This window comes from Gordonia sp. NPDC058843 (assembly GCF_042743165.1).
GTDB lineage: Bacteria > Actinomycetota > Actinomycetes > Mycobacteriales > Mycobacteriaceae > Gordonia.
In genome coordinates this window covers 52,096-65,273 of record NZ_JBHYNC010000014.1, presented here as the reverse complement: position 1 = coordinate 65,273, position 13,178 = coordinate 52,096, and the positions used below count along the sequence as shown (strand labels likewise).

Here is a 13,178-nt window from a genome sequence, read left to right as displayed (position 1 = left end):
TCTAGGCTCCCTTCTTCTTCGGCTGACGCGAACGGCCACGGCCGCCGGCTGCCTTCTCCGGCAAGCTCTCCACGACCACGGTGATGTGGCTGGTGCGCTTGCGGATACGGAATGCACGGCCCTGTGCGCGCGGCTGGAAGCGCTTGAGGGTCGGACCCTCGTCGGCGAACGCGGTGGCGACGACCAGGGTCCGGCGATCCAGATCCAGGTTGTTCTCCGCGTTGGCGACGGCACTTGCCAGGACCTTGTACACGGGCTCGGACGCCGACTGCGGTGCGAACCGCAGGATGTCGAGGGCCTCGTCCACGTTCTTGCCGCGGACCAGGTCCAGGACACGACGAGCCTTCATCGGCGTGACGCGCACGAACTTGGCGGTCGCCTTTGCTGTCGGATTATCGGTCTGCGTAGTCATTACCGGCGCTTCGCTTTCCGGTCATCCTTGATGTGACCCTTGAAGGTACGGGTGGGGGCGAACTCGCCCAGCTTGTGCCCGACCATCGAGTCCGAGATGAACACCGGCACGTGCTTGCGTCCGTCATGGACAGCAAAGGTGTGGCCGATGAAATCGGGAAGAATGGTCGAACGACGGGACCAGGTCTTGATGACCTGCTTGGTGCCCTTCTCGTTCTGAACGTCCACCTTCTTCAGGAGGTGGTCGTCGACGAACGGGCCCTTCTTGAGGCTGCGTGGCATTCTCTTACCTCCTCCTGTTATCGCTTGTTCTTGCCGGTACGACGGCGACGGACGATCAGCTTGTCGCTGGCCTTGTTCTTGCGGGTGCGGCCCTCGGGCTTGCCCCACGGCGAGACCGGGTGGCGACCACCGGAGGTCTTGCCCTCACCACCACCGTGCGGGTGGTCGACCGGGTTCATCACGACACCGCGGACGGTCGGGCGCTTGCCCTTCCAGCGCATACGGCCGGCCTTGCCCCAGTTGATGTTGCTCTGCTCGGCGTTGCCCACCTCGCCGACGGTTGCGCGGCAGCGCACGTCGACGCGACGGATCTCGCCGGAAGGCATACGCAGCGTGGCGTAGGTTCCTTCCTTGCCGAGCAACTGGATCGAAGCACCCGCGCTGCGGGCCATCTTCGCTCCACCGCCCGGACGCAGCTCCACGGCGTGGATCTGGGTACCGGTCGGGATGTTGCGCAGGGGCAGGTTGTTGCCGGGCTTGATGTCGGCGGTCGAGCCGCTCTCGACGATGTCGCCCTGCTTCAGGTTCTTCGGCGCGATGATGTAGCGCTTCTCGCCGTCCACGTAGTGCAGCAACGCGATCCGCGCAGTGCGGTTCGGGTCGTACTCGATGTGGGCGACCTTGGCGTTGATGCCGTCCTTGTCGTGGCGACGGAAGTCGATCAGACGGTAGGCACGCTTGTGGCCGCCACCCTTGTGACGGGTGGTGATGCGGCCGTGAGCGTTTCGGCCACCACGCCCGTGCAGCGGACGCACCAGCGACTTCTCCGGATGGTTACGGGTGACCTCGGCGAAGTCGGAGCCGCTGGCCCCACGACGACCCGGGGTCGTCGGCTTGTACTTACGAATAGCCATGAGTCTCTAGTCCTTCTCTGGGCGCCCCGGTCAGCTGACCGAGCCCCCGAAGATCTCGATGGGCTTGCTGTCTGCGGTCAGCGACACGATGGCGCGCTTGGTGGACTTGCGCTGGCCGTAGCCGGAGCGGGTCCGCTTGCGCTTGCCCTGTCGGTTCGCGGTGTTGACGCTGGCAACACTGACACCGAAGATCTTCTCGATCGCGATCTTGATCTCGGTCTTGTTGGACTCCGGGTGCACCAGGAAGGTGTACACGTTGTCTTCCATGAGCCCGTAGGACTTCTCCGAGATCACGGGCGCCAGGATGATGTCGCGCGGGTCGGCAACGGTCGCCATGTCAGGCCTCCTCTGCTGTCTTCTCGACGGCAGCCTTGGCATCCGCCGTGTTCTGCTCGATGAAGGCATTGAGCGTCTCGACGCTGAACACCACCTCGTCCGAATCCAGGACGTCGTAGGTGTTGAGCTGATCCGGCGCGATCGGCAGCACGTTGTCGAGGTTGGCCACACTCAGCCACGCCGTCAGGTCCTCGCGGCCGAGAACGACCAGGAACTTGCGGCGATCGGAGAGTGCCTCCAGGAACTGACGTGCCGACTTGGTCGAGGGCTTCTGCCCGGCGACCAGTTCGGTGATCACGTGGATGCGCTCGTTGCGAGCGCGGTCGCTCAGCGCACCGCGCAGGGCGGCGGCCTTCATCTTCTTGGGGGTGCGCTGGCTGTAGTCGCGCGGCTTCGGGCCGTGGACGATGCCACCGCCGGCGAACTGCGGTGCACGCGTCGAGCCCTGACGTGCACGGCCGGTGCCCTTCTGGCGGTACGGCTTGGCGCCACCGCCGCGCACCTCGGCGCGGGTCTTGGTGGAGTGCGTCCCCTGGCGTGCCGCGGCCTGCTGGGCCACGACGACCTGATGCATCAGCGCGATGTTGGCCGGGGCGTCGAAGAGCGCTGCGGGCAGGTCAACGGTTCCGTTGGTCTTGCCGTCGGCGGTCTTGACATCCAGCGTCAACTTCGCGGCGGTCTCGGTGCTCACTGTGTCACTCATTTCTAGGCACCACCCTTCACTGCGTCGCGAACCATCACGACGCCGCCCTTGCGACCCGGGATCGCTCCCTTGATCAGCAGGAGACCGGCCTCGGCGTCCACCTTGTGGACGGTGAGGTTCTGCGTGGTGACCTTGTCGTTACCCATGCGGCCTGCCATGCGCATGCCCTTGAACACGCGACCCGGGGTGGCGCAGCCACCGATCGAGCCCGGTGCACGGTGCACGCGGTGGACGCCGTGGCTGGCGCCCAGACCGGCGAAGCCGTGACGCTTCATGACGCCGGCGAAGCCCTTGCCCTTGGAGGTGCCGGTGACGTCGACCAGCGCGCCGTCGGCGAAGATCTCGGCGGTCAGTTCCTGACCGATCTCGAACTCGCTGATGTCATTGACGCGGATCTCGGCCAGGTGGCGACGCGGGGTGACCCCGGCCTTGCTGTACTGGCCGGCGACCGGCTTGATCACCTTGCGGGGATCAATGGCGCCGTAGGCCAGCTGGACGGCGGTGTAGCCGTCACGGTCCGCGGTGCGGAGCTGGGTGATCACGTTCGGGCCGGCCTGGATGACAGTGACCGGGACGACGCGGTTGTTCTCGTCGAAGACCTGGGTCATGCCGAGCTTGGTGCCCAGGATGCCCTTGGTCGAACTCTGATTGCTCATGATTTATCTCGCCCCCGTCCTACTGGATGTTGACGTCGACGCTTGCCGGGAGATCGATGCGCATGAGCGCGTCGACCGTCTTCGGTGTCGGGTCGAGGATGTCGATGAGTCGCTTGTGGGTACGCATCTCGAAGTGTTCGCGGCTGTCCTTGTACTTGTGCGGCGAACGGATGACGCAGTACACGTTCTTCTCAGTGGGCAATGGCACCGGGCCGACGACACGTGCCCCGGTGCGGGTCACGGTCTCCACGATCTTGCGCGCCGAAGCGTCGATCGCCTCGTGGTCGTAGGCCTTGAGCCTGATGCGGATCTTTTGTCCCGCCACGCTGTGTCCTCTTCCGTCAGTTGTTCTCGACAGACAAACACCGCGTGATCTGGACCGATCTCTGCCGGCTGAGCACATGACCACCGTGTGAGATACGGCAATCGACGCTGTTCATCTGTCGTTGTACGTTGGCTCGTACCTGGTACGAACCGGTTTGCTCCGGCACCCGCGGTCGGGCGTGTCGTGACCGTGAACCGAAACCGGCGCACGCGTTACACGCCCAGTCCCCGTAGACCGGGCCTGGGAGATATTCACCTGATCGCGACCGCTGGTCTGGCACATGGCACAACCTGCGTCCGCCGGTCAAGGCAACCCGAACAGTATGCATCAGGTCGGGAGCACGATCAAATCAGCCGTCGGCGCCGGCGGCGGACCACCCGGCGACGCCCCGACCATGACCCATCGGATCCGTCACCGCTCCCCGCGAATGATCGGGCGCAGCGGAGCTCGAGAGCGCGGGTGATGTCCCACCTGGCTCGGACCTGACTCATGAGTAAGATACCGCCATGAGTTCCACGAATCCCACCTTCGCCCTGCGCAAGAAACTGCCCGCCAACCCGCTCGGCAACGTGCTCTTCTCCCTCGGCATGGTCGCGAAGGTCCCCTACTTCGGCACCGTGCTGCCTCTCGTGCAGGAAATGGAACCCGGCTATTGCAAGGTCACCGCTCCGAACTGGTTCGGCGTCCACAACCACATCGGCACCTTCCACGCCATCGCCGCGTGCAATCTCGCCGAGGCCGCGATGGGCATGCTGATGGAGGCCACCACGCCGACCTCCCATCGCTGGATCCCGAAGGCGATGCAGACGAGCTACCTGACCAAGGCGACGACGCGACTGACCGCCGAGGCGCGGCTCGCCGAACCCGTCGACTTCGACGCGATCACCACCGGTACTGACGTGACCGTGTCGGTGAGCATTCTCGACACCGAGGGCGTCGAGGTCGTGCACTGCGACATCACCACGTGGGTGACCCCGAAGTAGACGTGGAGGGCCGGGGTGCCGTCCCGTCCCGCTGCTCCTAGGGTGGGAGCAAGCCTCCACCCGGCGCGCAGGGCACCAGCGGCACCGGAGTACGGCAGCGCGGTGTGACATCACAACGAGGAGGACCAGCGAACCATGTGCGGAATCTGCGGCGAAATCCGGTTCGACGGCACGGCTCCAGATGTCGCGTCCGTCGACGCCATGACCTGCGAGATGACCCGCCGCGGCCCGGACGGTTCCGGCGTCTTCTCGAAAGGTTCTGTCGCGCTGGGCCATCGGCGCCTGAAGATCATCGACCTGACGGAAAAGGGCAGTCAGCCGATGATCGACCCGGCGCTCGGACTGGCCCTGGTGTTCAACGGCTGCATCTACAACCACCACGAACTGCGCGCGGAACTCGAGGGCAAGGGGTACACGTTCTTCTCCCACGCCGACAGCGAGGTCATCCTCAAGGCGTTCCACGCCTGGGGTCCCGACTGCGTCGACCACTTCATGGGCATGTTCGCGTTCGCGATCGTCGACACCGACACCGGTGTCGTCACCCTCGGTCGCGACCGGCTCGGCATCAAACCGCTCTACCTTGCCGACACCCCGGGGCGGCTGCGCTTCGCGTCGTCGGTGCAGGCGCTGCTGCGCGCGGGTGACGTCGACACCTCCATCGATCGCGTTGCGCTGCACCACTACTTCAGCTTCCACGCCGTCGTCCCGGCACCGCACACCATCTACAACGGCATCCGCAAGGTCCCACCGGCGACCGTCGTCACGATCCAGCCCGACGGCCGGCGCACCGAACGCAAGTATTGGGAGCCGGCCTTCGAACCGCATCCCGACCGCCGGGACTGGGACGAGAAGCGGTGGCAGCACGAGCTGCTCGACTCGTTGCGGACGTCGGTGCGTCGGCGCATGGTCGCCGATGTACCGGTCGGCGTACTGCTGTCCGGCGGCGTCGACTCCTCACTCGTCGTCGCGTTGCTCGCCGAGCAGGGTCAGACCGATCTCGCCACATTCAGCATCGGATTCGACTCCGCAGCAGGAGAATCCGGGGACGAATACGCCTACTCCGACCTCATCGCCGACACCTTCGGTACCGACCATCACAAGATCCACATCGGGACCGATCGGTTGTTGCCCGCCATCCCGGACACGGTCGCGGCGATGGGCGAACCGATGGTCAGCCACGACTGCGTCGCGTTCTATCTCCTCTCGCAGGAGGTCAGCAAGTCCATCAAGGTGGTCCAGTCCGGCCAGGGCGCCGACGAGATCCTCGGCGGATACAGCTGGTATCCCCCGCTGCTCGACGTGACCCGGGAGAAGACGACGCGCGCCTACGCCGACGTGTTCTTCGACCGCGACGACGTCGACATCCGCGGCATCCTCGCCGACGATTACCTCACCGAGGCCGGTTACGACCCCAGCTTCGAATTCGCGTCGGCGCATCAGTCCGCACCGGGCGCCGCGACCGCCGTCGACGCGGCGCTGCGCCTCGACACCACCGTCATGCTCGTCGACGACCCGGTCAAGCGCGTCGACACCATGACGATGGCGTGGGGTCTCGAAGCGCGCGTACCGTTCCTCGATCACGAGTTCGTCGAGCTCGCTGCCACGTGTCCCCCCGATCTCAAGCTCGCACACGGAGGTAAGGGCGTGCTGAAGGAGGCCAGCCGTGCGCTTCTGCCTTCAGCCGTCATCGACCGCACAAAGGGTTATTTTCCGGTGCCGGGTATCCGCCATCTGACCGGCGGCGTTCTCGACCTGGTCTCGGACACTCTGCGGTCCAAGGCCGCCCGCGACCGCGGGCTGTACCGTCCCGAGGCGCTCGACAGATTGTTCGCCGACCCCAACGGAGTCCGCACGAGACTCGACGGCAACGAGCTGTGGCAGGTTGCGCTCCTCGAGATGTGGTTGCAGACCATGGAAGCGAACGCACGACGGTGAGTGCGCTGAGATTCGACGACCGCGGTTGGAAGACCTACGGCGCGTCGCTCTCCCCCGACGGGAGCGCGTTCGCCTACATCGTCGACGACGGGACCGGGTACCCGCGGGCCGCGCAGCGCGCACTCTCCCGGGACGGCGTGGGCGAGCTGCGGTGGGTTCAGCTCAGATCGACGGGTCCGGTCCGAAAGGTGGTGCATTCCACCGACGGTCGCTGGCTGGCGGTGGAGATCGCCCCGAGCGGCGGTGAGCACCACCAGGTGTGGGTCGTCACCACCGATCCCGATGACGACACCGCCCACCGCATCGCGGCGACTCGCCCCGACGGCCGGTCGTTCGGCACGGTGGGACTCGTCGGCTGGGACACCGACTGGGTCCTGATCACTGCCATAGATCAGGACGGCACCTCCCACTCCCTGCGGGTACACCCAGGCACCGCAACGACACTCACCCTGGATCAACGCGTCGGCGGCGTGCTGATCGACTCGTGGAAGGGCGCCACGCTCGTCCGGGTCGGCCCGCGTGGCTACCACGACATGTTGCTGCTGCGCCGCCAACCCGAGTCGGACGACGACGAGATCTCGATGACCCCGCTCTTGCCGCAGGACCCGGGCGCGGTCACCGATCAGGGCTACCTCCTCGACCAGGGCTTCGACCACACCTCGCTGGTCTTCGTCCCGGTCCCGAACGAACCGACGCGCGACCTCGACAGTGTCCAGGCCCTGGTGCGCAGCGACTTCGACGCCAAGTTCCCCCGGCTCCTCGCCGTCGAGGTCAGCAGATTCGGGGTGCGGTTCCGGGTGATGGCCCAGCGGGTCGACATCGGACTCGACGAGTTCGCGGTCAGTCACGACCAGTCGACCATCGCACTCCTGTGGAATGTGCGGGGCCGCAGCGAGCTGCAGATCATGACCCTGCCCGATCAGACCCTGCACCCACCCATCGACCTTCCCGGCGAGGTGGCCTCCGACCTCTCGATCAGTGCGGCGGGATCGGTGGTGGCCGTGACGGTGTCGAGTCCCCAGCACTCACCCCTGGTCCATCTCATCGATGTCCCCAACCGTGCGGTGTATCCCGTCCGCGACGACGTCGTCGCGGGCGAGGGGCCATCCTGCCTGCTCCGGCCCGAACTCGTGGAGTTCTCGGCACGTGACGGCATGCCGTTGTCCGGCTTCCTGTTCCGCGCCCGCGACGAGTCGGGTTCGGCCGCACCGGGTCCCACACTGCTGTACTTCCACGGTGGCCCCGAGGGACAGTCGCGACCGGACTACCAGTTCCTGTTCGGCCCTCTCGTCGACGCCGGGATCACGGTCTTCGCCGCGAACGTGCGCGGGTCGTCGGGTTACGGCCGGTTGTTCGTGCACGCCGACGACCGGTACGGGCGGTACGCCGGGATCGACGACGCCGCGGACTGCGCGGAGTTCCTGTGCCGTCAGGGGATCGCCGACCCCGATGCGGTGTACTGCTCCGGCCGTTCGTACGGCGGATATCTCACGTTGGCGTGCCTGACGTTCCACCCCGAACTGTTTGCCGCCGGAATCGCCATCTGCGGTATGAGCGATCTCGAGTCGTTCTTCCGCAACACCGAGCCGTGGATCGCGGTCGCGGCCCACACCAAGTACGGGCATCCCGAGTCCGACCGCGAGCTCCTCGCCGACCTCTCCCCGATCCACCGCATCGACGCGGTCCGCGCGCCGCTGCTCGTCGTCCACGGGGCACACGACACCAACGTCCCGGTGAGCGAGTCGCAGCAGATCGTCGCCGAGCTCCAGGCCCGCGGGGCCGTGGCCGAGATGCTGATGTTCGACGACGAGGGTCACGAGATCGTCAAGCGGCACAACCAACATCGGCTCACCCAGGCGGTGGCCGACTGGATCGCACGTCACCCGTCGCGGCCCGCAGCGTCGCGGTGAACCGACGCATGACCGACCGGTTACGTGATCAGCCCCGGAGATCTCCGGCGAAATATATCTGCCCGTTCATCGCGGGGTAACAAAGCGTTCCTACATTCTTCCCATCAGCGCCGCCAGCACGACATCCGACCCCATCGCTGATCGGAAGACCAGGAGCACCCATGTCCACACCGCCCAACGGGAACCCGGGGCCGTCGCCGGCGGCCCCGTCCCATTCCGGCGCCGCCGGCGAGAGCGTCGTCAAGCCCACGTATGACGACCGGCTCACCAATACCGATCTCGCGCCACTCAAGGAACAGAAGTGGACGTGGTACAACATCTTCGCCTTCTGGATGTCCGACGTCCACAGTGTCGGCGGCTATGTGTTCGCGGGCAGCCTCTTCGCTCTGGGCATCGCGGCGTGGCAGGTGCTCGTAGCGCTCCTGGTGGGCATCATCGCCGTCAACCTCCTGTGCAACCTGGTCGCCAGACCCTCCCAGATGGCCGGCGTCCCCTACCCCGTGACCACCCGGGTCTCGTTCGGCGTGAAAGGCGCGAACATCCCGGCGATCATCCGTGGCGTGATCGCGGTCGTCTGGTACGGCATCCAGACCTATCTTGCCTCAGTCGCTTTCGGCCTCCTGGCCCTGAAGTTCTGGCCGGGCCTCGAAGCCTGGGGTGATGTCGAGCAACACGGGTTCCTGGGCCTGTCCGCACTGGGCTGGGCGGGCTTCATCCTCATGTGGGTCCTCCAGGCCCTGGTGTTCTGGAACGGCATGGAGACGATCCGTAGGTTCATCGACTTCTGCGGTCCCGCAGTGTATGTCGTCATGATCGCGCTGGCCGCGTACCTGGTCGTCGAGGCCGGGTGGGACAACGTGAGTCTGGACCTGTCGGTCGGCGATGGCCTCACCGGTTGGTCGTCGATCACAGCGATGATCAGTGCGTTCGCCCTGGTGGTCTCCTACTTCTCCGGACCGATGCTGAACTTCGGCGACTTCTCGCGCTACGGCCGCACTTTCGGCGAGGTGAAGAAGGGCAACTTCTGGGGGCTGCCGGTCAATTTCCTCTTCTTCTCGCTACTGGTCGTGTGCACCGTGTCCGCCGCGGTCACCGTGATCGGCACCGACGACGAGGGCAACATCATCACCGATCCGGTCCACATCGTCGATCGCATCGACAACACCACCGCAGCCGTGCTCGGCGTGCTCACCTTCGCCATCGCCACGATCGGTATCAACATCGTGGCGAACTTCGTGTCACCGGCCTTCGACTTCTCGAACGTGGCGCCCACCCGGATCAGCTGGCGGACCGGCGGCATGATCGCGGCGGTCGGCTCGGTGCTGATCACGCCCTGGAATCTGTTCAACAATCCCACGGCTATCCATTACACGATGGATACTCTCGGCGCCGTCATCGGTCCGCTGTTCGGCATCCTGATCGTCGACTTCTACCTCATCAAGAAGCAACGGATCGAGGTCGACGACCTGTTCACCATGGACCCCGGGGGAACCTACTGGTATCGCAACGGTTGGAACCCGGTTGCCGTGGGTGCCACCGTCATCGCCTCGGTGCTCCCCATCTGTGTCGTCATCTTCGGCACGGTCTACCAGGCCAGCTTCACCTGGTTCATGGGCGCCGGTGCGGGCATGCTCCTCTACTGGCTCGGGATGAGGTTCGTGCCGGCGCATCTGATCTACGGGCCCGCTGCGCTCGCGCGCGCGACCGGCGACATCGAGGTGGCCGACGGCCGGGCGGCCATCGACGCCCCGGTGGGCGCCGGGACCTCGTCCACTGCCTCCGAGGACACCGTGCGCAGCTGACGCACCAATGATCGGCCGGGCCGCGCGCGAAATCGCGTGGCCCGGCCCGCTCGGGGCGTAGGCGAAGCTTCTCCGGTTTCGCCGTGAAGGCATCGCAACCGTACCATTGACAATTGGCACAGTTGCTGATGGTGTGAGTTGATGCACAGCATCACCACACCGACCCCGCTGCCGACCAGCGCGTCCGCGCGGGCAGTCGTGACGGCCCACGCGACGAGGTGGGGGCTCGGCACGTTCACCGGCGCCATCCCACTGAACCCACTGGGCATCCGCCTCTCACGCAGTCTGATCGCTTCGATCATGCGCGTGCTCGGCCGCACCCCGCCCGGGACCACCGTGCACGAGGTCGACGAGAACGGGATCTCGGGGGAATGGGTCGTCGGCCCGGGAGTCCGACGCGGGCGGCGCGCGATCTACTACATCCACGGCAGCGCCTACACGATCTGCTCGGCACGCACGCATCGCTCACTCGCCGCGCGACTCTCGCTCGCCACCGATCTGCCCGTGTTCGTCGCCGACTACCGCCTGGCACCCGAGCACCGATTCCCCGCGGCCGCTGACGACGTCGCCGACGGATTCGACTGGCTACTCCGGCAGGGCTACGAGCCCGGCGACATCGTCGTCGCCGGAGACTCCGCCGGTGGCCACCTGGCGTGCGACCTGACCCTCCGGCGGGCGATCGCCGAGACCGGGCAACCCGCCGCGGTCATCCTGTTCTCCCCACTCATCGACCTCACCTTCGAGCTGGCACGCGCGCAGGAACGCATTCGGCGGGACCCGGCCATCACCGCGTCGGCCGCGGCACGCCTGGTGGCCCTGTACACCCGAGACGTGGCCGCCGACAACGCGCGACTCGCGCTCGATTTCTCGCCTGCGCAGCATCTTCCGCCGTTTCTGATCCAGACCGGTGGTGCCGAGATGCTCAGTGCCGACGCCCGGTATCTCCACGAGGAGCTCGGCGCCCACGGTGGCGACAGCCGACTGGAGATCTGGCCGGGCATGATGCACGTGTTCCAGGCCCTCCCTCGGCTCGGCCCGGAAGCCGACGCCGCACTCCGCCGGGTCGGCGAGTTCCTGGCAGACCTGGCCGCGAACCGACACGACTCGGCCACGGCCACCCGGACAGTGCACACCGTGTCGGGCGCGTCATGATCACGGCCGTGGACGGTATCCGACGCCGGTTCGTCCGGAACCCGTTGTCGGAGAATGCCCGTGCCGTCGTCACCGGCGCCGGGAGCGGGATCGGTCGTGCGTTCGCACTGGAACTGGGCCGGCGTGGAGGCGAGGTGATCTGCGCCGACATCGACGCCGAACGCGCCGATGAGACCGCGTCGCTCGTCACCGACCGGACCGGCCGCCCGGCCCATGCCTTCGGTTGCGATGTCGCAGACCGGGACGCGATGGGCTCGCTCGCGACATTCGCGCGCGACACCTTCGACGGTCCACCGACGCTCGTCATCAACAACGCCGGGGTCGGCATCGGGGGCCGCCCGATCGGCGACATCGGGTTCGACGACTGGGCCTGGACGCTCGGAATCAACCTGTGGGGCGTCGTGTACGGATGCGAACTCTTCGCCCCGATGCTGCGGGAGACCGGTCGCGGCGGGATCATCAACGTCGCGTCGGCGGCGGGGTTCGCCGCCGCGCCCGTGATGGCGCCGTACAACGTGTCGAAGGCCGGCGTCGTCTCGTTGAGCGAGACACTCGCCGCCGAACTCGCCCACTCCGGCATCGGGGTGACCGTGCTGTGCCCCACATTCGTGAAGACCAACGTCGCACGAGACGGCCGGATCACCTCTGATGCACAGCATCTCGCGGGCACGCTGATGCGCTGGACCGGAGTCTCACCGGCCGGAGTGGCCGCGTCGACACTGGACGCCCACGACCTCGGGCGTCTCTACGTCCTGCCGCAGTTGGATGCACGTGTGATCTGGCATCTGAAACGACACTTCCCGGCGTCCTACGTGCGCGGCCTCGGACTCCTCAACCGTCTCCTGCCGTCGTCCTGACGCGGAGCCTTCAGCCGAACGACTATTCGAAAGGACCTCCTCATGGCCATCGATCTCGACAACATGCTGCAGAAGATCAAGGACCGTCAATGGGCTCTCGCGGACATCGACTGGGACGCACCGGGAGCCGAGCTCATCGAACCGGACCTACACGCCAAGCTCAAACCCTTCATGAGTGACCTGATGTGGATCGAGAACGTCGGCGCGCGCGGGTTCGCGGCGATGGCGAAGAAGGCCCCGACGCCGACGCTCAAGAGCATCTACGAGCACTTCCATGCCGAGGAACAGAAGCACGCCAATGCCGAACTGGCACTGATGCGGCGCTGGGGGATGCTCGACGGCGACGAGATCCCGTCGCCGAACGTGAACGTCCAGCTGGTGATCAACTGGCTCGACCGGCACTCCGACGACATGTCCCTGTCCTTCCTGGGCACGGTCATCCCGATGCTCGAGGTCGCCCTCGACGGCGCCCTCATCAAGTTCATCACCGACGAGGTCAAGGACCCGGTCGCCCAGGAGGTCTTCAAGCGGATCAACTCGGACGAATCCAGGCATCTGGCAGTCGATTTCGAGGTGATGGAGATCCTCGGGCATGCGGGGTTGCGCAAGCGGACCATCGACTTCGTCGGTGGCTGGGTCAAACCCACATTCCTGATCGGGGCACTCAGTTACGTCCCGCTGCTGAACAAGATGCGCGACAACATCGTCGCGATGGGCGTCGACGAGGAACGGCTCTACAGCGCCATGAAGCGCTACCGGGCAGTCGGCGACCGAAGCGAATATGTTCGGCGCCTGCCCATGTTCCGGGTGGTCGCATTCCACGGTGCGGCGGTGATCAATCGCGGGAATGTGCCGTACCACCTGTTCGCCGACTCGATGGTGAAGCTCACCGATCGCATCCCGTTCGGCCTGGTCCACCGAACACCCACGTGGTCGCAGGAACTCACCTACGAGCCGACGGCCTGAGGAGGT

General features: G+C 66.1%; 14 protein-coding genes. 7 read left to right on the top strand and 7 right to left on the bottom strand.

Features of this window, described 5'->3' with window-relative positions:
* Window position 1: 1 nt before the first annotated feature.
* Genes rplV through rpsJ form a run of 7 tightly spaced genes read right to left on the bottom strand, consistent with a single transcriptional unit; the run spans window position 2 to window position 3,567 of the window.
* Window positions 2-412, bottom strand: a complete 411-nt coding sequence (rplV, locus tag ACFW3F_RS12145; protein ID WP_004020550.1) for a 50S ribosomal protein L22 — start codon at window positions 410-412, stop codon at window positions 2-4.
* On the bottom strand, window positions 412-693 hold the full coding sequence (gene rpsS / locus ACFW3F_RS12140; RefSeq protein WP_388057574.1) for a 30S ribosomal protein S19: 282 nt from the start codon (window positions 691-693) through the stop codon (window positions 412-414). Before rpsS ends, rplV begins: the two co-directional genes overlap by 1 nt.
* A 17-nt stretch (window positions 694-710) precedes the next feature.
* Window positions 711-1,547 (bottom strand): 50S ribosomal protein L2, encoded by an 837-nt coding sequence (gene rplB, locus ACFW3F_RS12135; protein ID WP_388057572.1) that lies wholly within the window; start codon window positions 1,545-1,547, stop codon window positions 711-713.
* Window positions 1,548-1,577: 30 nt separating this feature from the next.
* Window positions 1,578-1,883, bottom strand: a complete 306-nt coding sequence (gene rplW / locus ACFW3F_RS12130; protein WP_086534383.1) for a 50S ribosomal protein L23 — start codon at window positions 1,881-1,883, stop codon at window positions 1,578-1,580.
* A gap of 1 nt (window position 1,884) precedes the next feature.
* A complete protein-coding gene (rplD, locus tag ACFW3F_RS12125; RefSeq protein WP_388057600.1) occupies window positions 1,885-2,574 on the bottom strand; it encodes a 50S ribosomal protein L4 in 690 nt (229 codons plus the stop codon).
* Window positions 2,575-2,588: 14 nt separating this feature from the next.
* Window positions 2,589-3,242, bottom strand: a complete 654-nt coding sequence (gene rplC / locus ACFW3F_RS12120; protein WP_388057570.1) for a 50S ribosomal protein L3 — start codon at window positions 3,240-3,242, stop codon at window positions 2,589-2,591.
* A gap of 19 nt (window positions 3,243-3,261) precedes the next feature.
* Complete coding sequence (gene rpsJ, locus ACFW3F_RS12115; RefSeq protein ID WP_003938093.1) at window positions 3,262-3,567, bottom strand: 30S ribosomal protein S10; 306 nt, start codon at window positions 3,565-3,567, stop codon at window positions 3,262-3,264.
* A gap of 506 nt (window positions 3,568-4,073) precedes the next feature.
* Here rpsJ and ACFW3F_RS12110 point away from each other — a divergent pair.
* The 7 genes from ACFW3F_RS12110 (at window position 4,074) to ACFW3F_RS12080 (ending at window position 13,172) form a co-directional block, all read left to right on the top strand.
* Entirely contained in the window at window positions 4,074-4,550 is a 477-nt protein-coding gene (locus ACFW3F_RS12110) for a hotdog fold domain-containing protein (protein WP_388057569.1), read from the top strand.
* Between the two features lie 135 nt (window positions 4,551-4,685).
* Entirely contained in the window at window positions 4,686-6,485 is a 1,800-nt protein-coding gene (locus ACFW3F_RS12105) for an N-acetylglutaminylglutamine amidotransferase (protein ID WP_388057567.1), read from the top strand.
* A complete protein-coding gene (locus ACFW3F_RS12100) occupies window positions 6,482-8,395 on the top strand; it encodes an alpha/beta hydrolase family protein (protein WP_388057565.1) in 1,914 nt (637 codons plus the stop codon). The genes ACFW3F_RS12105 and ACFW3F_RS12100 overlap by 4 nt, the downstream gene beginning before the upstream one ends.
* Before the next feature lie 161 nt (window positions 8,396-8,556).
* A complete protein-coding gene (locus ACFW3F_RS12095) occupies window positions 8,557-10,197 on the top strand; it encodes an NCS1 family nucleobase:cation symporter-1 (protein ID WP_388057563.1) in 1,641 nt (546 codons plus the stop codon).
* A gap of 141 nt (window positions 10,198-10,338) precedes the next feature.
* Window positions 10,339-11,349, top strand: a complete 1,011-nt coding sequence (locus ACFW3F_RS12090) for an alpha/beta hydrolase (RefSeq protein WP_388057561.1) — start codon at window positions 10,339-10,341, stop codon at window positions 11,347-11,349.
* Window positions 11,346-12,206, top strand: coding sequence for an SDR family NAD(P)-dependent oxidoreductase (locus ACFW3F_RS12085; protein WP_388057559.1), 861 nt, complete (start codon window positions 11,346-11,348; stop codon window positions 12,204-12,206). Before ACFW3F_RS12090 ends, ACFW3F_RS12085 begins: the two co-directional genes overlap by 4 nt.
* Before the next feature lie 42 nt (window positions 12,207-12,248).
* Window positions 12,249-13,172, top strand: a complete 924-nt coding sequence (locus tag ACFW3F_RS12080) for a ferritin-like domain-containing protein (protein ID WP_388057557.1) — start codon at window positions 12,249-12,251, stop codon at window positions 13,170-13,172.
* The last annotated feature ends 6 nt before the right edge of the window (window positions 13,173-13,178 follow it).